The sequence below is a fragment of the Nonomuraea sp. NPDC004702 genome, from assembly GCF_053601695.1.
Genome location: NZ_JBSGCE010000005.1, coordinates 249,111 through 271,171 on the forward strand (window position 1 = coordinate 249,111; position 22,061 = coordinate 271,171).

A 22,061-nucleotide genomic window follows, 5' to 3' on the forward strand; every position below is an offset into this window, starting at 1 on the left:
GGGGCCGGGCCACCGGGCCCGGCCCGCACGATCAGTACTGACGGCTGGACAGGACCTGCTTGGCCTGCTCCTGCGTGAACGTGGTCTCCTCGGTCACCACGCGGGCCGGCACCTGCTCGCCCTTGACGACCTTCTTGGCCAGGTCCATGAGCTGCGGGCCGAGCAGCGGCGAGCACTCGACGATGTAGTTGATCTTGCCGTCGGCCAGGGCCTGCATGCCGTCCTTGACGGCGTCGACCGTGATGATCTTGATGTCCTTGCCGGGCACCTTGCCCGCGCCCTCGATGGCCTCGATCGCGCCCAGGCCCATGTCGTCGTTGTGGGCGTAGAGCACGTCGATGTCCGGGTTGGACTTCAGGAAGGCCTCCATGACCTCCTTGCCCTTGGCCCTGGTGAAGTCGCCGGTCTGCGAGGCGATCACCTTGAACTTCGGGTCGGCGCCGATGACCTGGGCGAACCCGGCCTTGCGGTCGTTGGCGGGGGCCGAGCCGGTGGTGCCCTGGAGCTCGACGATGTTCACCGGGTCCTTGGCGTCCTTGTACTCCTGCACCAGCCACTGACCGGCCTTCTTGCCCTCCTCGACGAAATCGGAGCCGAGGAAGGTCTTGTACAGGGAGGTGTCCTTGGAGTCGACGGCGCGGTCGGTCAGGATGACCGGGATCTTCGCGTCCTTGGCCTCCTTGAGCACCGTGTCCCAGCCGGACTCCACCACCGGCGAGAAGGCGATGACGTCCACCTTCTGCTGGATGTAGGAGCGGATGGCCTTGATCTGGTTCTCCTGCTTCTGCTGGGCGTCGGAGAACTTGAGCGTCACGCCCGCGTTCTTGGCCGAGTCCTGCACGGACTTGGTGTTCGCGGTGCGCCAGCCGCTCTCCGCGCCGACCTGGGCGAAGCCCATGGTGATCGAGCCGTCGCCGCCGCCGCTGCCGCCACTGCCTCCGCCGCAGCTCGCCACCGACATCGCGGTGAGCCCGGCGAGCACCAGCGCCGAGATCCTTCTGAACACGTGGGGGGTTCCCTTCTCATGTGAGCGCTAACAACCGAACCCGGCTGCCGGCGCCTTCCTGCCTCGGGGGCCTGCGCGGTCCCGTCGGGCCGTGCCCGTCTCGCGTACCGGCGACCGCGGGGCGCCAGGAGGCGGGCCGCCACCTCGCCTCCTCGGCCGCGACCGAGGGGAGACGACCCCGGACCGATCCCGCGATCGCTCCTTTCCTGGCTTGGCCACGACTGTGAACGTTAACAAGCACATCCGTCAAGAGTCCTCCGCATCACGGTCACGTCACGCCGGACACCCCTTGACTCCAGGGGTGTTCCCTCCCTAACGTGACGCCGATCATCTTTGTTAGCGGTCACTCCGACTGGTAGCGCTAACAGTCCCTCGTCCGAGGAGCCCCCCATGAAGCGAACCGTCCCGGCGCCGGGAGGCCCGCGGCCTCCCGGCCCGCCGCCGCCCGTCCTCAGACCGGCACGACGCGGTGGTGGGTGGTGATCCGGCCGTCGTCGTCCAGCACGTGGAAGACGAGCCCCGGCGGGAGTTCGTAGTCGGCGCAGTCGGCCAGCGTGGTCGCGCCCTCCCACGGCAGCCGCAGCGTGGACACCACGCCGGGGGCGGCGAGCAGCGGGCGGCCGGCGAAGGTGGTGGCCGCCGCGGTGTGGGCGTGACCGACCAGCACGGCCGTCACGTGCGGGTGTCCGGCCAGCAGGCCGGCGAGGCGTTCCGGGGCCTGGAGCATGATCGTGTCGACCGGCGAGTGCAGCGTCGCGGGCGGGTGGTGGAAGGCCACGAACACCGGCAGGCCGCGTTCCGTGCCGAGCACGCCGTCGAGCCAGGCCAGCGTCTCGTCGTCCAGGTGGCCCTCGGGCCGGCCCGGGACGGAGGAGTCGCACAACACGTAGACGGCCCCGCCGGTGCGGTGGACCCGGTTGACCGGCCCGGACGCGGCCGGCTCGCCGAGCAGCACCCGCCGGAACTCCTCGCGGACGTCGTGGTTGCCAGGGCACACGAGGACCGGGTGGCGCGAGGTCAGCAGCTTGCGCGCCTGCTCGTACTCCTCGGGCAGACCGTGGTCGGCGATGTCGCCGGTGACGAGCACCGCGTCGAGGTCGTACGGGAGGGCGTCCAGATAGCGCATGACGGCGTCGGCGCGCTCGACCGACCGGTCCGAGCCGCCGAGGTGGATGTCGCTGAGATGGGCGATCACGAGCATGGGCAGAACTTCCTTTCGAGGTACGCCCTCGACGGTAGCCGCCCACCGGCCCACCCGTAAGATCCGGTTTTGTGGCTAAATATTGGGCCAGTTCCGGAGTTGACCTGCATCTGGAGCTCGATCCCGCACTCGGGCGGCGACGGGCCGTCGAGGACGCGCTGCGCGCCGCCGTCCGCGACGGGCGGCTGCCGCCCGGCACCCGTCTGCCCTCGACCAGGGTGCTCGCGGCCGGGCTCGGCCTCGCCCGCGGCACGGTGAGCGCCGCCTACGACCAGCTCACCGAGGAGGGCTACCTCACCACCCGTCCGGGTTCGGGCACCGAGGTCGCCGACACCCTGCCACCCGCCCCCGCGCTGCTCGGCTCCCCTTCCGTCGCCGGGCCGACGCAGCCGGTGCACGACCTTCGTCCCGGGCAGCCGGACGTGTCGGCCTTCCCCGCGCGCGCCTGGCTGCGGGCCACCCGCCACGTGCTCGCCGCGGCCCCCGCCGACGTCTTCGGCCCCTGCGACCCCCGGGGCCGGATCGAACTGCGCACCGCGCTGGCCGGCTACCTCGGCAGGACCCGCGGCGTGCGCACCACCCCCGACCGGATCGTCGTCACCACGGGCTTCGTCCAGTCGCTCAACCTGCTGGCGGGCGTGCTCGGCGCGGGCCCGATCGCCATGGAGGACCCGGGCCACGACTTCTACCGCGAGGTCCTGCGCCGCGCCGGCCGCACGGTCGTCCCCCTCGCGGTGGACGGGCAGGGCGCCCGTACCGGCGACCTCACGTCCGGGGTGGCGGCCGCCGTGCTGACCCCGGCGCACCAGTACCCGACCGGCGTCCCGCTGGCCCCGGCGCGCCGCCGCCTGCTGCGCGAGTGGGGCGGCCCGGTCATCGAGGACGACTACGACGGCGAGTTCCGCTACGACCGCCGTCCCGTGGGCGCCCTCCAGGGCACGGCCCCCGACCAGGTCGTCTACTGCGGCACCACCTCAGAGTCGCTCTCCCCGGCGCTGCGCCTGGGCTGGATGGCGCTCCCGCCCGCCCTGGTGGGCCCGGTCGCCGAGGCCAAGCTGCACGCCGACGCCCACACCGGGGTGCTGGGCCAGCTCGTCCTGGCCCGGCTGATCGACGACCACGACTACGACCGGCACGTCCGCGCCGCGCGGCTGCGCTACCGCCGCCGCCGCGACTTGCTGCTGTCGCGGCTCGGCCCGGGACCGGACGCCCCGCTGCCCGGCGCGCGCCTGCCCGGCGTGGCCGCCGGCCTGCGCGCCCTGCTGCTGCTCCCGCCGTCCGGGCCGGCCGAGTCCGCCGTGCTGGCGGCCTGCGAACGGCGCGGCATCGCCCTGCGCGGCCTGAGCCCGCTGCGCCAGACGCCCGGCCCCGGCGGCCTGCTGATCGGGTACGCCGCCCCCTCCGAACGCGCCTTCCCCGCCGCCCTGGACGCCCTGGCCGACGCTCTGACCTGGGCATCCGCCGAAGGAGGCGCCTCCAGCGCCGAAAACCCCGATATTTTCGGCCTTTCGGGGTAGTTGACCGGCTCTCACCGACCTCGACGGAGGAGTCCGATGAGCTGGAGCTACCGCAAGACGATCAAGCTGGGCCCGGTCCGGCTGAACCTGTCCCGCGGCGGCGTTGGACACAGCTGGGGCAACCGGCTGTTCAGGGTGACGCGTACCGCCGACGGCCGCCGTACGCTGTCGGTCAACCTGCCCGGCGGCTTCCACTGGCGCAAGACGCTCAGCGGGCGCTGACCCCCCGCCGGAACGACGGGCCGGAGGCGCGCGGCCTCCGGCCCGTTCCCGTCTTCCCCGGACGCCGCCCGGATGATGATCTGTAGGCATGAACGCCCACATGACCCCCGAGGAGTTCCGCCGCCACGGCAGGCAGGTCGTCGACTGGATCGCGGACTACATGGCGGGCATCGAGTCCCGTCCGGTGATGTCACGGGCCGAGCCGGGGGACGTCCGCCGCGCGTTGCCCGCCGAGCCGCCCGAGCACGGCGAGCCGTTCGAGGCCGTCCTGGACGACCTGAACACCATCCTGCTGCCCGGCATCACCCACTGGCAGCACCCCTCCTTCTTCGCCTACTACCCCTCCAACGCCAGCGGCCCCGCCATCCTCGGCGACCTGCTCTCCAGCGGCCTCGGCGTGCAGGGCATGTTGTGGGTCACCAGCCCCGCCTGCACCGAGCTGGAGACCGTGGTGGTGGACTGGCTGGCGAGCCTGCTCGGCCTGCCCGCGCACTTCAGGACCGACGCGCGCGGCGGCGGCGTGATCCAGGACTCGGCGTCGAGCGCCTGCCTGGTGGCGCTGCTCGCCGCCCTGCACCGGGCGAGCGGCGGCCGGGTCACGCGCACGGGCGTCGCCGAGCGGTACACGATCTACGTCTCGTCGCAGACGCACTCCTCGCTGGAGAAGGCCGCCCGCGTCGCGGGCCTCGGCTCCGACGGCGTACGGGTGGTGGACGTGCACCCCCGTACGCTGGCCATGGACCCGGGACGGCTGCGCGAGCTGGTCGCGGCCGACAAGGCCGCCGGCGCGGTCCCCGCGATGGTCTGCGCCACCGTCGGCACCACCTCCTCGGCCGCCGTCGACCCGGTGCCGGAGATCGGCGAGGTGTGCCGCGAGCACGACGTGTGGCTGCACGTGGACGCCGCCTACGCCGGGGTCGCCGCCGTCTGCCCCGAGTTCCGCGGGCTCAACGACGGCGTGGCGGAGTACGCCGACACCTACTCCACCAACCCGCACAAATGGCTGCTGACCAACTTCGACTGCACCGTCCTGTGGACGGCCGACCGCGCCCCCTTGCTCGGCGCGCTGTCGATCCTGCCGGAGTACCTGCGCAACGCCGCGACCACGGCCGGCTCGGTGGTCGACTACCGCGACTGGCAGATCCCGCTGGGCCGCCGGTTCAGAGCGCTGAAACTGTGGTCGGTGATCCGCTGGTACGGCGCCGAGGGCCTGCGCGCCCACATCCGCAAGGGCGTCTCCCTGGCCCAGCACCTGGCCGCCCTGATCGCCGCCGACCCCGCCTTCGAACTGCACGAGCCGCACCCGCTCGGCCTGGTCTGCTTCCGCCCCCGCTGGCCCGGCCTGCCGCCCGCCGACGCCGACGCCGCCACGCTGCGCCTGATGGAGACCCTGAACGCCGGCGGCTCCCTCTACCTGACGCACACCGCGATCGGCGGCCGGATCGTGCTCCGCATGGCCGTCGGCGGCCCCGCCACCGAACTCCGCCACGTCGAGCGGGCCTGGGCCGACATCCGCCGGGGCCACGCCGCCCTGGCCGGGGAGACCGCCGGGGAGAACGCCCGGGAGACCGCCCGGGAGACCGCCCGCGACGACTAGATCGGCAGCCCCGCCTGGGCGGCCAGCGTGCCGAGGACCCTGGCGAGCACGGCCCGGTCCCGCGGGCCGAGCCCGCCGGTCAGCTCGGCGTCGAGCTCCAGCGTCACCTCCAGGCACCGGCCGAGCAGGGCGCGTCCCTCGGCGGTGAGGTCGAGGAGCTGACGCCGCCGGTCGCCGGGGTCGCGCACCCGGGAGATCGCGCCGAGCCGTTCGAGGTGGTCGGCCAGCGTCACCACCAGGCTCGGCGCGACGCCCATGGTCTTGGCGACGTCGAGCTGCGAGGCCGCGCCGCGCGCCTCCAGCAGGGTCATCAGCCCGACGTGCTTGGGCTTGAGGTCGAGCGGGACGAGCGCGGCCGTGAACCGCTCGGTCAGGATCGCCCCGAGCGTCCCGATCCTGAAGGCCATCGTCCCCGCCACCGACACCGGCTTGACTTCGTCCACGTGCACGATGGTAGCGTCGATACATCATTCAGAGCATGAATGATTCGACGGCCCGTCGCGTCCGGTGCACGACCGCTCAGGGACGGCGGTTCAGGCCGTGCTCGTAGGCCCAGATGACCGCCTGGACCCGGTCGCGCAGCCCGAGTTTGGCCAGGATGCGGCCGACGTGGGTCTTGACGGTGCCCTCGGACAGGAACAGCGCGCCGGCGATCTCGGCGTTCGTCTCGCCCCAGGCGATGTGCCGCAGCACCTCCCGCTCCCGTTCGGTCAGCGGGTCGGGCCCGGCGTCCGGCAGGTGCGGCGCGACGTGGTCGAGCAGGCGGCGGGTGGTCGAGGGGGCGATCACCGCGTCCCCCCGGTGGACGGTCCGCACCGCGGCCAGCAGCTCCTCGGCGGGGGCGTCCTTGAGCAGGAAGCCCGACGCGCCGGCCCGCAGCGCAGCGAAGGCGTACTCGTCCAGGTCGAAGGTGGTCAGGACGATCACCTTGGGCGCGCCGGGGGTCGTCAGCAGCCGCCGGGTCGCCTCCACGCCGTCCATGCGCGGCATGCGGACGTCCATGAGCACCACGTCCGCCGTCACCGCGCGCAGCCCGGCCAGCGCCTCCACCCCGTCGCCGGCCTCCCCCACCACGCGCATGTCGTCCTGGGCGTCGATCACCATCACCGTGCCGGTACGCACCAGCCGCTGGTCGTCGACGACGTACACGCCGATGGTCATGCCGGGTACGGAAGGCGGGCCTCGACGACGAACCCGCCTTCCTCCTCCGTCCGGACGTCCAGGGTCCCGCCCAGCGCGGTCACCCGCTCGCGCATGCCCGCCAGCCCGTTCCCCGGCCCGTCACCGCACGTCGTGGCGGAGGCGATGCCGCCCGCGTCGCCGCCCGTGTCGCCGCCCGTGTCGCCGGCGGTGATGCGCAGGGCGTCGTCCGTCCACTCCAACCGGAGGGTGCTGCGCGCCCCCGCGCCCGCGTGCTTGAGCGTGTTCGTCAGCGCCTCCTGCACCACGCGGTAGGCGACCAGATCGGCCCCCGGCCCGAGGGGACGCGGCGTGCCGCGGACGATCTCCTCGACGGGCAGCCCGGCGTCCCGGGTCCGCGCCACCAGGTCCGGCAGGCCGGTCAGTCCGGGCGGCGGCCCGTCCCCGGGCGTGGCGCGCAGCGCGCCGACGGCGGCCCGCATGTCGGTGAGGGCCGCGCGGCCCGTCTCCTCGATCGTGGCCAGGATCTCGGCCGCCCGCGCGGGCGCGAACCGGCCGCCCCTGGCCTGGGCGACGATGACGGCCAGCGCGTGGGCGACCACGTCGTGCATCTCCCTGGCGATCCTGGCCCGTTCCTCGGCGGTGGCCCGCGCCGCGGCCTCGCCGGCCCGCTCCCGCAGCAGGTCGAGGTGGGCGAGCTGGGTCCGCCGGTACAGCCCGAGCCCCCACGCCGCGACCACCACCGCGGCCAGCAACGCCAGCAGCAGCCACGGGTCCGGCCCGAGCCCGGCCGCCGCGACGCTGGAGTCGGTCGCGAACCTGGCCGCCGCCGCCCCCGCCCCCGCCAGGCCGACCACCAGCGGCGGGTGCCGCCGGGCGTGGGCGGCGCAGGAGTAGACCGCGAGCGGGAACAGCGCCGACGACGGCAGCACGAGGAACAACCCGGTCACCGCGACCTGGACGGCGAAGGCCGCGGCGACCACGAGGAACGCCCACGTCCGCCGCCGGTAGGCCACGGCCGCGTGCGCCGCCAGGCAGGCCCCCGCCAGCAGGACCGCCCGCACGCCGGGCGCCGACAACACCGCCACCGTCAGCGAGAGCGGGAACAGCGTCACCCCGGCGACCAGGGCCAGGACCACGTCGGCGCGGCGGGGCGTCATCGTGCCGTCGTGCGCTGGTAGGAGAGGGTGGCCCCGGCGACCGCGAGTCCGAACAGCAGCCAGCTCCCGTACACGACCGCGACCGCCGCCACCGTGGCCGGCTCGGACAGCGGCACGGGCCCCTGGGTGAGGCCGAGAAGCTGGGAGAACGTGCCTAGAACGGACATGGCTCCCATAGTGGTCAACATGGCGGCGCCCGTCCAACCGCCGGCCAGCACCAGCCGCCGCGGCAGCGACCGTCCCCACCTCTGCACGAGGGCCAGCGAGCCGACCGCGCCGATGACCAGCATGATCGTCTCACCGTACGGGAAGCCCTCGCCGTAGTCCGCGGGGCGCAGCAGGGTGCCGCCCGCCGACCAGTAGAGCTTGGCGAGGGGGTAGACGAACCCGAGGGCGAACGCGGCGTACCCGAGCCAGGGCCCGCTGGGCACCCTGACGCGCGGCAGCAGCAGCGCGCCCAGCAGCGCGCAGCCCGCCAGGCTGAGCCCGCGCAGCGCCATCCCGGGCCAGTCGACCTGCGCGAACTCCCCGGCGGGGATGCCGGTGAGCGCGAAGAAGGCGCGGAAGACGTCGAGCACGAGCCCACCCGCCGACCACAGCAGCAGCAGGGCGGGCAGCAGCCCCGCCGGATGCGGCCGCACCACGAAGACCGCCCCCACCCCGGCGGCCAGCACGGTCACCCAGTGCGGCGCGAACCCCATGGTGTACGGCAGCCCCGGCAGCGGCGCGAGTGCGAGCGCCACGACGAGCGCGAGGACGGAGAGCGCCGAGATCTGCAGTCGTTGAAGTCGCATGCCCTCGACGATCGCGGCTCCGGCCCGCCGCCCGCGTCTCCCCCAGGTCCGGACAAGAGGTGACCTGAGAGGTATTGACACGGCCTGGCGGAGACACGAAAAAAGGTGACGCCCTCACGGACGCCACCTTTTCTTCTGTGGAGCTATGGGGATTCGAACCCCAGACCTCCTCCATGCCATGGAGGCGCGCTACCAACTGCGCCATAGCCCCTTGCGATCACCAAGTGTATCGGACTTCCGGACCCCTCGCGTCACGCCGGATCCCGCGCCCCGGCGGGCCGGAGGAGCTCTCCGGCCCGCCCCGAACGGCGTGGCGTCAGGCGGCACGGCGGGACGGGATGCCCGCCTCCCTGACCAGCACGGCCACGTCGACCCCGGCCTCGCGGAGCAGGCGGCCGGCGCCGTTCGCGCCGTCGGCGAGCAGGCCCCACAGCAGCCGTTCGCCGGTGACCGGCCCCGGCTTCCACATCGCCACCTCGATCACCTTCCTGGCGTGCATGGCCAGCGGGATCGTGCCCAGCGGCCCGTCCAGGGCGACGCGCAGCGGGCGCAGCCGGGACCGGCGCAGGGCCCACTGGCCGGGCGCGTCCGTTCCGGCCCTGGTGCGGCGATGCACCTCGTCGAGGTCGATGCCGAGGGTGGCCAGAAGCGCACGCGCGTCGCCCAGGTCGACGCGGGCGCGCAAGCCGGCATCGGAGGCGGTGAACGACAACAACGAGAACGGCCGCACCTCGGCCACGCCCAGCAGCAGGAGGTCGGCGTCGAGCGTGGCGCGGTGGGCGTCGAGCGCGTGGATCCCGGCCCGGACCACCGCCCGGCGGGCGCCTTCCGTGAACCTGTCGAACACCTGCTACCTCCCCGTTCTGCGGGCGTGCTTGCGATGGGCGGACTGCCGCCGGACCCCGAGCGCGCCGGCGATCTGCTCCCACGACCACCCCGCCGCGCGGGCGTTGCTGACGTGGACCGCCTCCAGCTCCTCCAGCAGGGCCCTGAGCGCGGCCACCGCCGCGAGGCCCGTTCCGGGGTCGCGGTCGGCTGCCGCCCCGGCCAGTTCGGTGACGTCCATGGTGTCAGCATGTGCTGACAGAGCGCCGCTTGTCAACACATGCTGACGCCTCATAGCCGTTCGGCCAGGTCGGCGAGGACGGGCAGGGCCGCGGCGAGGCGTTCGCGCTCGTCGGGAGTGAGGGAGTCGACGGCCGCGGCCAGGCGTTCGGTGATCACCTCTTCGCGGCTGACGAGCGCGGCGCGGCCGGAGCCGGTGATGGCGGTGATCACCCGCCGCCGGTCGGCCGGGTCGGGCTCGCGGGCCACCATGCCGCGCTGGTGGAGGCCGCCCAGGACGGTGCCGATCGCCTGGGCGGTGATGCGTTCCAGGTGCGCGAGCTGGGCCGAGGTGTGCGGCCCGTCCCGGTCGAGGCGGGAGAGCACGGCGAGCTCGGTGAACGACACGTCGTCGCCCGAGGCGTTGGTGTAAAGCTGCCGGATGCGGCGGGCGAGCCGCCCGACCGAGATTCGCAGTTCCTTGGCGAGCACAAAACCAAGTCTAGCTTTATCAATCCAGCTTTGGTAGTTTCCCGGCACTATGTGCTACGACAACGACGCCGCACCACCGCGCCCGCAACCGCCGATCACCGGCACCCGCTCCGCCGACCTCCGCCTGACCTCCGCCGACGGCACGTCGTTCGCCGCCTACGAGTCCCGTCCCGACCGGGTGAGCGGCCCCGGCGTCGTGATCCTCCCCGACGTCCGCGGCCTGCACGGCTTCTACAAGGAGCTCACCGTACGGCTGGCCGAGCAGGGCCATCCGGCGCTCGCCCTCGACTACTACGGCAGGACCGCCACCGACGACGACCGGGGCGAGTCGTTCCAGGTCATGGCGCACATCCCCAAGCTGACCAGGGAGAACATCCAGGCCGACCTCCAGGCCGCGACCGAGCGCCTGGGACGTCCGGCCGTGGCGCTCGGCTTCTGCATGGGCGGCAGGAACGCGTTCTTCGCCTCGGCGCCCAGGTTCGGGTTCGCCGGCGTGATCGGGTTCTACGGCGCGCCGGGGATCGCCGGCCCGTACGGCCCCGGCCCCACCCAGCACGCCGCCGAGCTGGGCGCGCCGATCCTCGGTCTGTTCGGCGGGGCCGACGAGGGCATCCCGGCCGAGCAGGTGGCCGAGTTCGGGGCCGCGCTGACCGGGGCCGGGGTGGAGCACGAGATCGTCGTCTACCCGGACGCCCCGCACGGCTTCTTCGACGAGGCCCACGGCGAGCACGAGGCGATCTGCGCGGACGCCTGGCGCCGGGTCCTCGCCTTCCTGGCAGCGAGAGCCTGACACGGGCCCCTGCGTTAAGGGCCCGCTAGCCGCAGGTGGTGCGCATCGTGAGGGCGGCTTCCTCCAGGGTGAACGCGACCTCGACCGTGCCGAGCTCGGCCGTGTCGCGCACGTGCGTGCCGCCGCACGGGATCGACGCCTCGCCCTCGGGCAGCGAGCAGTGCCAGGTGCGCAACGCGGTCAGACCGGGCCCCGGCACGTCGAGCCGGACCGGCGCCCGGGCCGCCACCCATGTGCCGAGCTGCTCGTTCACCCGCCTGGCCAGCTCGGTCAGGTCCAGGTCGTCGGCGGAGAAGCCCTTCTTGCGCAGCGACTTGCCGAGGCGGTATTCGTCCACGCTGCCGTGCGGCACGATGCGCGAGGAGGTGATCGCCGTCTGGTCGAAGTCGGGGTGGCCGAGCCGGTCCAGCCGCACCTCCTTGCGCCACCTGTCCGCCAGCGCCGCGTTGAGCGCCAGCGCGGCCAGGTGGCAGGCGGTGTGGCCGGCCGAGAGCGCCGCCCGGTGTCCGGCGTCCACCTCCAGGTCCACCTCGGCGCCGACGGGCAGCGGGGTGTCGGTGACGTGGACGACCAGCCACTCCCAGCCCTCGGCGCCCCGCCGGACCGGGATGGACTCGCCGACGAAGATCTCACCGTCGTTCGACTGGGCCCCTGTCACGCAGTCGAGGACCGGCAGCTCGCCGATCGTCCCCCGGTCTGCGGGCTGGTCGGGCCAGGTGTGGTCGAGGGGATGGAACGGCGTCTCGGCGGTGACGAGGCCGTGCCGGTCCCCCACCGGCACGGCCCCGACAATCGGGGAACGGCCGCTGACCCGGCCGTTGGGGAAGGTGACGACAGTGGATCTCACCTGGTCATTGTGGCAGGGCGGCGCTCGTCCTCCAGATAGCGGTCACGGCCGGCGTACAGGCCGGTGAGGAGCTGGACGGCGATCACGCCGAAGATCAGCACGTACGTCAGCGACCAGCCGCCGGTCATCTGGTAGATCACCCCGACCAGCAGCGGGCCGGCGCCGGCGATGAGATATCCGGCGCTCTGCCCGAAGGCCGACAGCGCGGCCGTGCTCTCCGGCGTACGGGTGCGCAGCCCCAGCATCACCAGCGCCAGCGGGAACGACCCCATGCCGACCGCCACGAACACCACCCAGACCATGGCGGTCGAGGAGGGCGCGAACCACAGCCCGAGGAAGCCGATCGTGTAGAACACGACCAGCCCCACGACGACCGGCCGCTGGTCGCGGAAGCGCGCGGCGATCGTCGGCACGAGGATCGAGACCGGGATGTTCAGGGCGGTGAACACGCCGAGCATGATCCCGGCCTGCGAGGAGGTGTATCCCCCGTCGGTCAGGATCGTGGCCAGCCATCCGAACATGATGTAGGCGATCATCGACTGGGTGCCGAAGTAGATCGCCACCATCCAGGCGAGTCTGCTCCTGAGCAGGGTCGAGATGCCCGCGTCCCGGCTGCCCGTGTCCCGCTCCGGCTCACTGCGCAGCAGCGCAAGCCACGGAATGGCGGCCACGGCGGCCAGGGCCGCCCACACGCCGAGCGCGATGTGCCAGTCCCCCGACGCGCGCTCGATCGGCACGGTCGCGGCGGCGGCCAGCATGGTGCCCGCCGCCAGGGCCGTGGTGTAGACGGTGGTCATGATCCCGGTACGCGCGGGGAAGTGACGCTTGATCAGCGTCGGGATGAGCACGTTGCCGACGGCGCCGCCGGACAGCGCGACCGCGCTGCTCAGCAGGAACACCGGGGCCGACCCGACCAGCGACCTGACCAGCATGCCCGAGCCGAGGGTGACCAGCGCGAGCAGCAGCAGCCGGTGCTCGCCGATCCGGCGGGCCAGGGTGGGGGTGACCGCGCCGACGCCGGCGAAGGCCAGCACGGGCAGCGTGGTGAGCAGGCCGGTGCCGACGCTGCTCATGCCGAGCGCCCCGGCGAGCTGGTCGAGCAGCGGCCCGACGCTGGTGACGGCCGTACGCAGGTTCAGCGCCGCCAGAACGATGCCCAGCACGAGAAGCCAGGCCAAGGGGGCGGTTCTGCCTGTTCTGCCACGGGCCTCTTGGGCTAGCACGCTCATGCTGGTCAGGTCCTCCACTCATCAAATCATGGGACGAATCACCACCTTAACAGGACCGAAATGTCCCTTTATTCCTGGACATGAGAAAGCCCCCGGGGCGGGGGCTGAGATTCTCGGGGGAGATCCCGTCCTACAGGACCGGGCTCGGGCCCTCCGGGGGCTGGTTGCGCGGGGGAACGGGGCCGGGGGGCGGCAGGGTGCCGCTCGGCGGGTAGTCGCCGCCGCCGACGGTGCCGGGCGGGACCGGCGCGCCGCTGTCGCCGTAGGTGGAGCCGTGCTCGTGCTGGTGCTGGTGGGCGCCGGGGACGTCGCCGCGCCAGCCGCCCGTCTCGCCGCCGCGCGACTCGATGAACGACTTGAACCGCTCCATGTCGTTCCTGATGCGCAGCCGGACGATCTGCAGCGCGTCGCCGACGGTCTCGACGACGCCCTCCGGGTCGTACTCCATCTGGAGGGTGACCTTGGTGGTGTCGGCGTCGATGCGGTGGAAGGTGACGACGCCCGCGTGGTGCGGCGAGTCCGTGCCGCGCCAGGCGACGCGCTCGTCGGGGTGCTGCTCGGTGATCTCGGCCTGGAACTCGCGGCGGACCCCGGCGATCTCGACCACCCACTCGGTGAGCGTGTCGGAGATCTGCTTGACGGACTCCACGCCCTCCATGAACTCGGGGAAGCTCTCGAACTGGGTCCACTGGTTGTAGGCCACGCGGATCGGGACGTTGACGTCTACTGAGTGCTCGATCGTGCTCATGGGGTCTGTCCCTGCCCGCGCACGCCCGGCGTTAACGCCTGCGCAGCAGCCAGTAGAGCCCCATGAAGGGCAGCACGAGCGGGATGAACAGGTAACCCTTGCCGTACGACGACCACACCGTGGCGTCGGGGAAGGCCGCCGGGTCGGCCACGCTCGCGGTGCCGATCAGCAGCACCCCGGCCAGCTCGATGACGAGCGCGCCGAGCGCGAGACGACGGGCGCCGCGCACGAGGGCGACGGTGAGCACGACGTAGACCAGCGCGGCGAACGCCGACAGCGCGTAGGCCAGCGGCGCCTCGCCGAACCTGGTGGCGATCTGCACCGCCGCCCGCGCCCCGGCCGCCAGCGAGAACAGCCCGTAGACGGCGACCAGCGCGCGCCCGGGGCCGGTGCCGATCGGGGCGCTCACGCCACGCCCTGCCAGATCTGCAGCAGCCGCGCGTTCATCACCGCGATCGCGAACCCGGCCACGACCAGGATCGCCGTGCCCCACCGGCTGCGCTCGGCCAGCGCGAGGAACACCCCGGCAGGCGGGATGAGCACCTGACCGCCGATGTACCCGAACAGCGTGGCCTTCTCCGGCGGCCCCTCGCCGCCGCTCACCGCCGCGATCACGAACCCGGCCTGCACCAGGATCGCCACCTCCAGCACGGCGAAGCCGACCAGCAGGACCATGCCCATGGGCCGGTCGCGGACGGCGACGACCAGGCTCGCCAGCATGAGCAGCAGTGAGCCGACGATGACGATCGTGGCGACGGTGGTGTTCATCGCGACACAGGTTAGCGCCCGTGCGGGTCGCCCTCGCCGCCGTCCCGCTGGTGCCGATCGCGCTCATAGGATCGGGGACGTGCAGAGAATCCTCGTCAGCGCCTGCCTGATGGGCCGCCGGGTCCGCTACGACGGCGGCGCGAAGACCAGCGCCGACGCCCTGCTCGCGGGCTGGCGGGCGGAGGGGCGGCTGGTGGTCTTCTGCCCCGAGGTGGCGGGCGGGCTGCCCGTTCCGCGCCCGGCGGCCGAGATCGAGGGCGGCGCGGGCGGGGCGGCGGTGCTCTCCGGCGACGCCCGCGTGCTGGCGAGCGACGGCTCCGACGTGACGGCCGAGTTCGTGGCGGGGGCGCGGGCCGCGCTTGAGGCCGCCCGTTCGGCCGGGGTCCGGCTGGCCGTGCTCAAGGAGGGCAGCCCCTCGTGCGGCGCGCTGGCGATCCATGACGGAACGTTCGGCGGCCGGCGGGTGCCCGGCCAGGGGGTGACCACCGCCCTGCTCGAAGCGCACGGCGTCCGCGTGTTCACCGAGGACCAGCTGCCCGAGGCGGCCGATCACCTGCGCGATCTGGAGGCGTAGAAGGCCCCGGCCAGCCCGGCGGCCAGCAGCACCGCCATCGTGTCGTGGAACCAGGTGCTCAGCGCCGTGGCCGCCGACGGGTGCAGGGCCAGCGCCAGGATGCCGATCAGCACGCCGCCCAGCGCCCCCGCGTGGGTGTGGACCAGGCCGTCCCAGGCCCATCGGCGGCGGGTCAGCGCGCCGTGGCCGCCGGCGAGCAGGCCGAGGGCGCACAACGTCTCCACGACCACCGCGGGCGGCACGACCGGCTGGGACAGCGGGCCGACCGTGACGCCCGAGTGCAGCAGCGCGGCCCCGGCGAAGATCAGCGCGTAGGCCAGGGAGAGCACGCCGAGGGCTTTGCGCAGTGCGTCCATGGGCTACACGCTCGCATCGCGGGGGCCCGGCGGAATCGTCCTCAGGGAGAAGGCCGCGGTACGCCGCCCGTCGTAGCCAGCATGCGGCGGACGATCCGGATCACCTCGTCGATGGTCACCTGGGCGTCCCCGTCGGACTCGCAGGCCGCCACCTCGCGCCCGGCCTCGCCCATCACCGTGGTCAGCAGCACCACCAGCACGTTGCCCTCCGGCGTGTCCGCCAGGCCGAGCAGCCGCTTGTTGCCGCCGATCCACTCCCAGCCGCGCTGCCTGCGCAGGGTCGTGAACTCGGCCGGGCCGTCGTTCTCCAGGAACAGCCTGGCCACGTCGCGCTGCTCCCACGAGCCCTCCAGATAGGCGCGGGCGCCGGCCAGGAACCGTTCCTCGCCGGCGCCGGCGGTGGCCTTGGCCGCGCGGGAGGTGCGTTCCTCCTGTTCGCGCATGAACTGCTCCCACAGGGCGAGGAACAGACCCGGCTTGCCGCCGAAATGGTGGTACAGGCTGCCGACGCTGATGCCCGACGTCTCGACGATGTCGGCGACGGTGGCCTCGGCGTATCCCTTGGCCAGGAAGACCTCGCGGGCCGCGCGCAGCAGCGTGTCGCGGGTGCCGCTGGAACGTCCCCAGCCCCGGTTCTTCATCCGGTCATTATGTACGGTCCGCCGGGTTTGATCAGGAAATCGAACTGACCTGATCAAGTGGAAACTTTCTCGCATTCCCGGGAGTCGTACAGATGCAGGGGGCCCGATTCATTTCGAAACGGGGAAAGGATTCGGCGACAATGGCTGTCGACCTGAACAACGCACAACCCCTGGCCTGGGATTCGGCCAAGCTCGACGCGGACACCAAGGAGATGCTGGACAATCTCCAGCCCAACATTCTCCGCGCGCACGTGCGCGAGCACCTGTCCGTGCTGTTCGTCAGGTTCAACGACGTCGCCGCGGGAAAGGCGTTCCTGCGGCACATCGCCGTCACGAAGATGAAGTCGGCGCGCCGGCACCTTGAGGAGGTGCGCGAGTTCGGCGCGAACGGCCGGCGCGGCACGCCGTACGTCGGCATCGGCATCAGCAAGGCCGGCTACCGCGACCTCGGCCACTCGGTCGAGGACGTGCGCAGGTTCGGCGACAAGGCGTTCCGCGACGGCATGAAGCGGCGCGGCGCCGAGCTGGACGACCCGCCGGTGACGGAGTGGGAGCCCGCCTACCAGCGGGAGATCCACGCCGTCATCCTCATCGGCGACGCCCGCCAGGACCGGGTCGAGGAGCTGCGCGAGGAGATCCTGGGCGAGCTGCCCGCAAGCGCGCGGCTGCTCGGCGAGGAGACCGGCCACGGCATGCGCAACCCCGCCGGCGACGGCATCGAGCACTTCGGGTACGTGGACGGCCGCAGCCAGCCGCTGTTCGTGCGGGACGAGGTGGACAAGGAGCCGAAGGAGCACTGGGACCCCGCCTTCCCGCTCTCCAACATCCTGGTCGCCGACCCCTTCGCACCGCACCCGGAGCGGCATTTCGGCAGCTACCTGGTCTTCAGGAAGCTGGAGCAGAACGTACGGGCGTTCAAGGAGATCGAGCAGGACCTGGCCGACGCCCTCGGCCTGCTCGGCGCCGACCGGGACCGCGCGGGCGCCCTGCTCGTCGGCCGCTTCAAGGACGGCACGCCCGTCACGCTCAAGCAGAAGCCGGGCGGGGGCCCGGTGGCCAACGACTTCACCTTCGACGACGACCCGGGCTCGAAGTGCCCCTTCAGCGGGCACATCAGGAAGACGAACCCGCGATCGTTCGGCCGTGAGGTCCTCATGGCCCGCCGGGGCCAGACCTACGGCGACCGCACCGACGACCCCTGGGACGACTCCCCGCCCGGCGCCCGCCCGAGCGGCGAGGTCGGCCTGCTGTTCATGGCGTTCAACAGCAGCCTGCTCGCCCAGTTCGAGTTCACCCAGCAGAGCTGGGCGAACAACGAGGACTTCCAGAACCCGGCGACCGGCCACGACCCGCTCATCGGGCAGGGAGCCCGCGAGGCCAAGGTGAGCTGGCCGAAGGTGTGGGGCCGGGCCGAGCCGTCGGCCCCGCAGGCGCAGGTCGCCCAGACGATCACGATGAAGGGCGGCGAGTACTTCTTCGCGCCGTCCCTGGCCTATCTCCGCAACCTGTGACATCCGGGCCCGGCGGGGAACACCCCCGCCGGGCCCGGCCGCCTTCGGGGCGGGTTCTAAGATCGGATCTCCGGGGGGAGATCTGACGATGTTGCGGGCGTTCTTCAAGACCGAGGCGGGCAGCACGAGCGTGCTGCTCGTGGCCACCGCCCTGGCCATGGTCTGGGCCAACTCGCCGTGGGCCGGGACCTACGAGTCGTTCTGGCACCTGCCCATGGGCATCTCGTTCGGCGACGCGGTGTTCTCCCTCGACCTGCGTCACTGGGTCAACGACGGCCTCATGAGCGTGTTCTTCTTCCTGATCGGCCTGGAGGTCTCCTACGAGGTGCGGCTCGGGCAGCTCAGGGACCGGCGGCTGATCGCCGTCCCGGCCGTGGCCGCGCTCGGCGGGATGCTGGTGCCCGCCGCCGTCTACCTCGCGCTCAACCTCGGCGGCCCCGGCGCGGGCGGGTGGGGTGTGCCGATCGCCACGGACACCGCGTTCGTGCTGGGCGTGCTGGCCGTCGTCGGCGCGCGCTGTCCCGACCCGCTGCGGGCGTTCCTGCTGACGCTGGCCATCGTGGACGACGTGCTGGCCATCATGATCATCGCGATCTTCTACACGGCCAGCCTCCAGCTCACCGCGCTCGTCGTGGCCGTCGTGCTGCTGGCGGCGATCGTGCTGCTGCGCTGGCTGAAGATCTGGCGGGCGCCGGCCTACATCGCCCTCGGGTTCGGCTTGTGGGTCGCGACGCTGGAGAGCGGCATCCACCCGACGCTCGTGGGCATCGCGCTCGGCGTCCTGGTGTTCGTCTACGCCCCCAGCGACCAGAAGCTGCTGCTGGCGGGCGAGGCCGTCCAGGAGTTCACCACCGAGCCGAGCGCGCGGGCGGCCAGGGAGGCCTCGCGGCGCGTGCAGCGCGCCGTCTCGGTCAACGAACGGCTCCAGCTCCGCCTGCACCCCTGGAGCAGCTACGTGATCGTGCCGGTGTTCGCCCTGGCCAACGCCGGGGTGCGGCTCGACGGCGAGACCCTGCGGGCGGCGCTGACCTCGCCGATCTCCCTCGGCATCGCGCTGGGGCTGCTGCTCGGGAAGTTCGCCGGGATCTCGCTCGGCACGTGGCTGCCGCTGCGGTTCGGCTGGGGCATCCTGCCGGGGAACCTGGTGTGGGGGCAGCTGCTGGGCGGCGCGGCGGTGTCCGGCATCGGGTTCACGGTGGCGCTGTTCATCGTCGACCTGGCCTTCGACGACCCGGCGATCCAGAGCCAGGCCAAGATCGGCATCCTGGCCGGGTCGTTGTTGTCCGCCGCGCTGGGCTGGGTGGTCTTCCGGCTGGCCTGGGACCGGGGCGGCGTCTGCGCGCCGCCCGAGGCCGAGCCCGACGAGGAGCTGCCCGACGTGCTGTCGGTGCCGGTCGGCCCCGACGACCACGTACGGGGTCCGTCGACCGCCAAGGTGACCATCGTCGAGTACGGCGACTTCGAGTGCCCCTACTGCGGCCGTCTCCACCCCGTCCTGGACGAGATCCTGCGCCGGAACCCCGACGTCCGGCTGGTCTTCCGGCACTTCCCGATCCGGACGCTGCACCCCCGGGCCGCGTCCGCCGCCATCGTCTCCGAGGCCGCCGCCGACCGCGGCCGGTTCTGGGAGATGCACGACATCCTCTACGACAACCAGCGTTTCCTCACCGACGCCGACCTCGAACACTACGCCGCCGAGCTCGACGTCGACCCCTGGGCGGACGTGGCCGGGCACGCCTCCCGCATCGCGCTCGACGAGGCGTCGGGCAAGGAGAGCGGCGTACGCGGCACCCCCACCCTGTTCCTGAACGGCCGCCGGCACAAGGGCGGTCTCGACCTGCAGTCGATCAGCCGTGCGGTGGAAGAACTGCGCGGATCCCCGTAACGTCGCCCGAGTCCCCCTTCTGGCTGGAGTCGCCCCATGAGTTTCCTCAACATGCTCACGAACCTGCTCCCCACTCTCATCACCGCCCTGCTGCTGGTGGTGGGCATCGTCCTGATCGGGATGAACAGACGGCACGTGGGCCGCGCGGCCACCCTCGGCATGTCGGGCTGCGGCCTGCTGCTGATCGGCACGCTGATCAACCTCGTGCTGAGCATCCTGACCCAGACGCTGATCGAGTCGTACGGCTCCAGCATGATGGCCGTCCTGCCGTTCGCCTACCTCATCTCCTCGCTGTTCCACCTGGCCGGCATCGGGCTGCTGATCTGGGCCGTCGTCGCGCGCCGCGCCGCCCCCCAGCAGGAGCGGCCGCAGGGCCCCGGCTGGCAGCAGCCCCCGCAGCCGTACCACCAGCCCTACCAGCAGCAGCCCTACCAGCAGCCCGGCCCCCAGGGCGGCCCCCAGGGTGGTCCCCAGGGTGGTCCCCAGGGTGGCTGGCAGCCGCCGCAGCCGCCGCACGGCGGCGATCAGAGCGGTTACTGAGCCTTCCGACGTCTGGACCGCGTTTCACCGGCAAGTATGACAATGTCGATGAAACCCACCTCCAGAGCCGCGTCTGAGGGGATCATGAAGCGAGAGCCGCAGGAGCCGGACCCGAACCAGACCGTCCGACATCGCGTCCCGCACCCGGAGCACCCTCCCCAGGGCCCCCCGGAAGCGCCGTACACGCAGAGCCTGCCCTACACCCCCGACATGCTCCCCGACGTCCCCCTGTACGAGCCCCCGCCGCCGCCGAAGTCGGCCTGGCGGTGGGTGGTCCTGGTGGGCGGGCTCCTGCTGCTGGTCGCGGTGGTGGCCGTGGCCACGGTCCTGTGGGTGCGCGGCCAGGCGTCCTGAGGCCCGGACGAAGCCCCTCGGTCAGGACGCCCGGGTGAAGTCCATCGTCCAGTTGGTCTCCCAGGTCTGGCCGTCGTCCGCCGAGAAGGCCTGCTCCCACCTGGCCCGGTGCTCGTCGACGACGGTCCAGACGAACCGGCAGCGCACCGGCCGGCCCTCGTGGGTCTCCTCGCCGTAGAACTCGCCCCGGTTCCCGGTGAACGCGCCCACCATGGGCCGGGTGTCCAGCGTGCCGGTCGCGCTGCTGGCCCAGTAGATCGACCACTGCCGGGTGGCGGGGTTGTAGACGCGCACGGTCATCCCGTGCCGGCCCTTGGTGGGGAAGGCGATCTCGTCGAAGCTGGCCGCGCCGTCGAAGTGCCGGGTCGCGACCGAGCGGCCGGGAAACTCGTCCCATTCGTCGCTGCCGGCCAGCGGCTTGAGGAGCCTGCGGTTCACCACGTCCCAGGTGCCGGCGAGGAAGTCGAAGTCGTCCATGCGGGCGAACGTACGGCCGGGTCACTGACATGTAGTGTCAGTGTCCGTGCGCGCCTCCCGCCTGGTCTCGATCCTGCTGCTGTTGCAGACGCGCGGCCGCATGACGGCCCACGACCTCGCCGAGCGCCTGGAGGTCTCCGTCCGCACCATCTACCGCGACATGGAGTCCCTGCACGCCGCCGGCATCCCGCTCTACGGCGACGCCGGGCCCAACGGCGGCTACCAGCTCCTGGCCGGCTACCGCACCCGCCTCACCGGGCTGACCACCGACGAGGCCGAGTCGTTGTTCCTGGCCGGGCTGCCGGGGCCGGCGGCCGAGCTGGGCCTCGGCGCGGTGGTGACCGCCGCCCAGCTCAAGCTGATGGCCGCGCTGCCTGTCGAGCTGCGCGACCGCGCGGGCCGCATCCAGGAGCGGTTCCATCTCGACGCGCCCTCCTGGTACCGGGACGCCGAGCCGGTCACGTACCTGCCGGCCGTGGCCGACGCCGTGTGGAACGAGCGGGCCGTCCAGGTCACCTACCGGCGGTGGAAGGCGCCGCAGGAGGTGGAACGGCGGCTGGAGCCGTACGGGCTGGTGGTCAAGGCGGGCCGCTGGTACCTGGTGGCGCGCTGCGGCGAGCATGTGCGCACCTACCGCGTCTCCCAGATCCTCGACCTGCACGCCCTCCCCGAGACGTTCGCCAGGCCGGAGGACTTCTCCCTGGCGGCGTACTGGCAGGACTACCTGGCCGAGTTCGAGGCCAGGCTGCGGCGCGGCGAGGCGGTGGTGCGGCTGTCGCCGCGCGGCCTGGAACGCCTGCCCGACCTCATGACGCCCGGCGTCGCGGCGGCCGCCCGGGAGACCGCCGAGCCGCCGGACGCCGAGGGCTGGACGCGGGTCACCCTGCCGATCGAGTCGCACGACCACGCGCTCGGCGAGTTCCTGCGGCTCGGGACCGACGTCGAGGTGCTGTCCCCGCCCGCGCTGCGCGAGGCCCTGGGCGCGGCGGCGGCGGAGCTGGCCCGGCGCTACGCCTGACCGAAAGGTTGCCGCGTCTCCTACACCGCCAACGCCTGGAACACGCACCCCGTTCCAGGGCCGGGCCTCTTCGGGGCTCGGCCCGCCGAGTTGATTCGCCGCGAAAAGCATGATCTGATCCCAGATCAGCGTCGCAGTGCACCCGGCCAG

Annotated in this window: 27 protein-coding genes and 1 tRNA gene; 10 read left to right on the forward strand and 18 right to left on the reverse strand. The window is 72.7% G+C overall.

Features of this window, described 5'->3' with window-relative positions; all coding sequences use genetic code 11:
* Window positions 1-31: 31 nt before the first annotated feature.
* Both ACWEJ6_RS09740 and ACWEJ6_RS09745 read right to left on the reverse strand, forming a co-directional pair.
* Complete coding sequence (locus ACWEJ6_RS09740) at window positions 32-1,006, reverse strand: ABC transporter substrate-binding protein (RefSeq protein WP_452422716.1); 975 nt, start codon at window positions 1,004-1,006, stop codon at window positions 32-34.
* Between the two features lie 451 nt (window positions 1,007-1,457).
* A complete protein-coding gene (locus ACWEJ6_RS09745; protein ID WP_452422718.1) occupies window positions 1,458-2,207 on the reverse strand; it encodes a metallophosphoesterase in 750 nt (249 codons plus the stop codon).
* Window positions 2,208-2,278: 71 nt separating this feature from the next.
* On the opposite strand from ACWEJ6_RS09745, the gene pdxR reads away from it, so the two are divergent.
* The 3 genes from pdxR (at window position 2,279) to ACWEJ6_RS09760 (ending at window position 5,543) form a co-directional block, all read left to right on the forward strand.
* Window positions 2,279-3,724 carry a MocR-like pyridoxine biosynthesis transcription factor PdxR gene (gene pdxR, locus ACWEJ6_RS09750; RefSeq protein WP_452422720.1) on the forward strand — a complete coding sequence of 482 codons (1,446 nt, stop codon included), beginning with the start codon at window positions 2,279-2,281 and terminating at the stop codon, window positions 3,722-3,724.
* Between the two features lie 36 nt (window positions 3,725-3,760).
* Window positions 3,761-3,946: a DUF4236 domain-containing protein gene (locus ACWEJ6_RS09755; RefSeq protein ID WP_352326433.1), complete on the forward strand. Its 186-nt coding sequence runs from the start codon at window positions 3,761-3,763 to the stop codon at window positions 3,944-3,946.
* 88 nt (window positions 3,947-4,034) lie between these two features.
* Complete coding sequence (locus tag ACWEJ6_RS09760) at window positions 4,035-5,543, forward strand: pyridoxal-dependent decarboxylase (protein ID WP_452422722.1); 1,509 nt, start codon at window positions 4,035-4,037, stop codon at window positions 5,541-5,543.
* Here ACWEJ6_RS09760 and ACWEJ6_RS09765 read toward each other — a convergent pair.
* The 8 genes from ACWEJ6_RS09765 to ACWEJ6_RS09800 form a co-directional block, all read right to left on the reverse strand.
* Window positions 5,540-5,986 carry a MarR family winged helix-turn-helix transcriptional regulator gene (locus ACWEJ6_RS09765; RefSeq protein WP_387663435.1) on the reverse strand — a complete coding sequence of 149 codons (447 nt, stop codon included), beginning with the start codon at window positions 5,984-5,986 and terminating at the stop codon, window positions 5,540-5,542. The genes ACWEJ6_RS09760 and ACWEJ6_RS09765 overlap by 4 nt on opposite strands.
* 76 nt (window positions 5,987-6,062) lie before the next feature.
* Entirely contained in the window at window positions 6,063-6,704 is a 642-nt protein-coding gene (locus ACWEJ6_RS09770) for a response regulator transcription factor (RefSeq protein ID WP_364329480.1), read from the reverse strand.
* On the reverse strand, window positions 6,701-7,843 hold the full coding sequence (locus ACWEJ6_RS09775) for a sensor histidine kinase (RefSeq protein ID WP_452422725.1): 1,143 nt from the start codon (window positions 7,841-7,843) through the stop codon (window positions 6,701-6,703). Before ACWEJ6_RS09775 ends, ACWEJ6_RS09770 begins: the two co-directional genes overlap by 4 nt.
* On the reverse strand, window positions 7,840-8,637 hold the full coding sequence (locus ACWEJ6_RS09780; RefSeq protein WP_387663430.1) for a hypothetical protein: 798 nt from the start codon (window positions 8,635-8,637) through the stop codon (window positions 7,840-7,842). Before ACWEJ6_RS09780 ends, ACWEJ6_RS09775 begins: the two co-directional genes overlap by 4 nt.
* 138 nt (window positions 8,638-8,775) lie before the next feature.
* Window positions 8,776-8,848, reverse strand: a tRNA-Ala gene (locus tag ACWEJ6_RS09785).
* Window positions 8,849-8,953: 105 nt separating this feature from the next.
* Entirely contained in the window at window positions 8,954-9,484 is a 531-nt protein-coding gene (locus ACWEJ6_RS09790; RefSeq protein WP_452422728.1) for a Clp protease N-terminal domain-containing protein, read from the reverse strand.
* Window positions 9,485-9,487: 3 nt separating this feature from the next.
* Window positions 9,488-9,703: a hypothetical protein gene (locus tag ACWEJ6_RS09795; protein WP_352357954.1), complete on the reverse strand. Its 216-nt coding sequence runs from the start codon at window positions 9,701-9,703 to the stop codon at window positions 9,488-9,490.
* Window positions 9,704-9,753: 50 nt separating this feature from the next.
* Window positions 9,754-10,173, reverse strand: a complete 420-nt coding sequence (locus ACWEJ6_RS09800; protein WP_449920323.1) for a MarR family winged helix-turn-helix transcriptional regulator — start codon at window positions 10,171-10,173, stop codon at window positions 9,754-9,756.
* A 49-nt stretch (window positions 10,174-10,222) separates the two neighbouring features.
* On the opposite strand from ACWEJ6_RS09800, the gene ACWEJ6_RS09805 reads away from it, so the two are divergent.
* Window positions 10,223-10,963: a dienelactone hydrolase family protein gene (locus ACWEJ6_RS09805; protein WP_452422730.1), complete on the forward strand. Its 741-nt coding sequence runs from the start codon at window positions 10,223-10,225 to the stop codon at window positions 10,961-10,963.
* 25 nt (window positions 10,964-10,988) lie between these two features.
* Here the strand turns inward: ACWEJ6_RS09805 and ACWEJ6_RS09810 are convergent, their stop codons facing one another.
* From ACWEJ6_RS09810 to ACWEJ6_RS09830, 5 genes are all read right to left on the reverse strand, one after another.
* The gene (locus tag ACWEJ6_RS09810; protein WP_452422732.1) at window positions 10,989-11,810 is read right to left on the reverse strand and encodes a metal-dependent hydrolase; all 822 of its coding nucleotides are present in this window, start codon (window positions 11,808-11,810) and stop codon (window positions 10,989-10,991) included.
* A complete protein-coding gene (locus ACWEJ6_RS09815) occupies window positions 11,807-12,988 on the reverse strand; it encodes a CynX/NimT family MFS transporter (RefSeq protein ID WP_452422734.1) in 1,182 nt (393 codons plus the stop codon). The genes ACWEJ6_RS09810 and ACWEJ6_RS09815 overlap by 4 nt, the downstream gene beginning before the upstream one ends.
* 181 nt (window positions 12,989-13,169) lie before the next feature.
* Window positions 13,170-13,787 (reverse strand): SRPBCC family protein, encoded by a 618-nt coding sequence (locus ACWEJ6_RS09820; protein WP_357984730.1) that lies wholly within the window; start codon window positions 13,785-13,787, stop codon window positions 13,170-13,172.
* A gap of 31 nt (window positions 13,788-13,818) precedes the next feature.
* A complete protein-coding gene (locus ACWEJ6_RS09825; protein WP_452422736.1) occupies window positions 13,819-14,196 on the reverse strand; it encodes a hypothetical protein in 378 nt (125 codons plus the stop codon).
* On the reverse strand, window positions 14,193-14,555 hold the full coding sequence (locus ACWEJ6_RS09830; protein ID WP_358284006.1) for a hypothetical protein: 363 nt from the start codon (window positions 14,553-14,555) through the stop codon (window positions 14,193-14,195). Before ACWEJ6_RS09830 ends, ACWEJ6_RS09825 begins: the two co-directional genes overlap by 4 nt.
* A gap of 79 nt (window positions 14,556-14,634) precedes the next feature.
* Here ACWEJ6_RS09830 and ACWEJ6_RS09835 point away from each other — a divergent pair, with 79 nt between their 5' ends.
* The gene (locus ACWEJ6_RS09835; protein ID WP_358284004.1) at window positions 14,635-15,129 is read left to right on the forward strand and encodes a DUF523 domain-containing protein; all 495 of its coding nucleotides are present in this window, start codon (window positions 14,635-14,637) and stop codon (window positions 15,127-15,129) included.
* Here ACWEJ6_RS09835 and ACWEJ6_RS09840 read toward each other — a convergent pair.
* Both ACWEJ6_RS09840 and ACWEJ6_RS09845 read right to left on the reverse strand, forming a co-directional pair.
* Window positions 15,105-15,485, reverse strand: coding sequence for a hypothetical protein (locus ACWEJ6_RS09840; RefSeq protein WP_358284001.1), 381 nt, complete (start codon window positions 15,483-15,485; stop codon window positions 15,105-15,107). The genes ACWEJ6_RS09835 and ACWEJ6_RS09840 overlap by 25 nt on opposite strands.
* 41 nt (window positions 15,486-15,526) lie before the next feature.
* The gene (locus tag ACWEJ6_RS09845; RefSeq protein WP_397163118.1) at window positions 15,527-16,126 is read right to left on the reverse strand and encodes a TetR/AcrR family transcriptional regulator; all 600 of its coding nucleotides are present in this window, start codon (window positions 16,124-16,126) and stop codon (window positions 15,527-15,529) included.
* A gap of 140 nt (window positions 16,127-16,266) precedes the next feature.
* On the opposite strand from ACWEJ6_RS09845, the gene ACWEJ6_RS09850 reads away from it, so the two are divergent.
* The 4 genes from ACWEJ6_RS09850 (at window position 16,267) to ACWEJ6_RS09865 (ending at window position 20,416) form a co-directional block, all read left to right on the forward strand.
* A complete protein-coding gene (locus ACWEJ6_RS09850; RefSeq protein ID WP_452422740.1) occupies window positions 16,267-17,637 on the forward strand; it encodes a Dyp-type peroxidase in 1,371 nt (456 codons plus the stop codon).
* Between the two features lie 88 nt (window positions 17,638-17,725).
* On the forward strand, window positions 17,726-19,522 hold the full coding sequence (gene nhaA, locus ACWEJ6_RS09855) for a Na+/H+ antiporter NhaA (protein ID WP_452422742.1): 1,797 nt from the start codon (window positions 17,726-17,728) through the stop codon (window positions 19,520-19,522).
* Window positions 19,523-19,558: 36 nt separating this feature from the next.
* Window positions 19,559-20,062 carry a hypothetical protein gene (locus tag ACWEJ6_RS09860; protein WP_387663405.1) on the forward strand — a complete coding sequence of 168 codons (504 nt, stop codon included), beginning with the start codon at window positions 19,559-19,561 and terminating at the stop codon, window positions 20,060-20,062.
* An 84-nt stretch (window positions 20,063-20,146) separates the two neighbouring features.
* Entirely contained in the window at window positions 20,147-20,416 is a 270-nt protein-coding gene (locus ACWEJ6_RS09865) for a hypothetical protein (RefSeq protein ID WP_358283989.1), read from the forward strand.
* 21 nt (window positions 20,417-20,437) lie between these two features.
* On the opposite strand, the gene ACWEJ6_RS09870 is transcribed toward ACWEJ6_RS09865, so the two are convergent.
* Complete coding sequence (locus ACWEJ6_RS09870) at window positions 20,438-20,893, reverse strand: hypothetical protein (RefSeq protein WP_452422744.1); 456 nt, start codon at window positions 20,891-20,893, stop codon at window positions 20,438-20,440.
* A gap of 46 nt (window positions 20,894-20,939) precedes the next feature.
* On the opposite strand from ACWEJ6_RS09870, the gene ACWEJ6_RS09875 reads away from it, so the two are divergent.
* A complete protein-coding gene (locus tag ACWEJ6_RS09875) occupies window positions 20,940-21,911 on the forward strand; it encodes a helix-turn-helix transcriptional regulator (protein ID WP_452422746.1) in 972 nt (323 codons plus the stop codon).
* Window positions 21,912-22,061 lie beyond the last annotated feature (150 nt).

Bases quoted from the DNA above. Each gene is read 5' to 3' on its own strand.
- ACWEJ6_RS09745 (WP_452422718.1), bottom strand. From the start codon at position 2,207: ATGCTCGTGATCGCCCATCTCAGCGACATCCACCTCGGCGGCTCGGAC.
- ACWEJ6_RS09755 (WP_352326433.1), top strand. From the start codon at position 3,761: ATGAGCTGGAGCTACCGCAAGACGATCAAGCTGGGCCCGGTCCGGCTG.
- ACWEJ6_RS09760 (WP_452422722.1), top strand. From the start codon at position 4,035: ATGAACGCCCACATGACCCCCGAGGAGTTCCGCCGCCACGGCAGGCAG.
- ACWEJ6_RS09770 (WP_364329480.1), bottom strand. From the start codon at position 6,704: ATGACCATCGGCGTGTACGTCGTCGACGACCAGCGGCTGGTGCGTACC.
- ACWEJ6_RS09775 (WP_452422725.1), bottom strand. From the start codon at position 7,843: ATGACGCCCCGCCGCGCCGACGTGGTCCTGGCCCTGGTCGCCGGGGTG.
- ACWEJ6_RS09780 (WP_387663430.1), bottom strand. From the start codon at position 8,637: ATGCGACTTCAACGACTGCAGATCTCGGCGCTCTCCGTCCTCGCGCTC.
- ACWEJ6_RS09795 (WP_352357954.1), bottom strand. From the start codon at position 9,703: ATGGACGTCACCGAACTGGCCGGGGCGGCAGCCGACCGCGACCCCGGA.
- ACWEJ6_RS09805 (WP_452422730.1), top strand. From the start codon at position 10,223: ATGTGCTACGACAACGACGCCGCACCACCGCGCCCGCAACCGCCGATC.
- ACWEJ6_RS09820 (WP_357984730.1), bottom strand. From the start codon at position 13,787: ATGAGCACGATCGAGCACTCAGTAGACGTCAACGTCCCGATCCGCGTG.
- ACWEJ6_RS09830 (WP_358284006.1), bottom strand. From the start codon at position 14,555: ATGAACACCACCGTCGCCACGATCGTCATCGTCGGCTCACTGCTGCTC.
- ACWEJ6_RS09840 (WP_358284001.1), bottom strand. From the start codon at position 15,485: ATGGACGCACTGCGCAAAGCCCTCGGCGTGCTCTCCCTGGCCTACGCG.
- ACWEJ6_RS09845 (WP_397163118.1), bottom strand. From the start codon at position 16,126: ATGAAGAACCGGGGCTGGGGACGTTCCAGCGGCACCCGCGACACGCTG.
- ACWEJ6_RS09850 (WP_452422740.1), top strand. From the start codon at position 16,267: ATGGCTGTCGACCTGAACAACGCACAACCCCTGGCCTGGGATTCGGCC.
- nhaA (WP_452422742.1), top strand. From the start codon at position 17,726: ATGTTGCGGGCGTTCTTCAAGACCGAGGCGGGCAGCACGAGCGTGCTG.
- ACWEJ6_RS09860 (WP_387663405.1), top strand. From the start codon at position 19,559: ATGAGTTTCCTCAACATGCTCACGAACCTGCTCCCCACTCTCATCACC.
- ACWEJ6_RS09865 (WP_358283989.1), top strand. From the start codon at position 20,147: ATGAAGCGAGAGCCGCAGGAGCCGGACCCGAACCAGACCGTCCGACAT.
- ACWEJ6_RS09870 (WP_452422744.1), bottom strand. From the start codon at position 20,893: ATGGACGACTTCGACTTCCTCGCCGGCACCTGGGACGTGGTGAACCGC.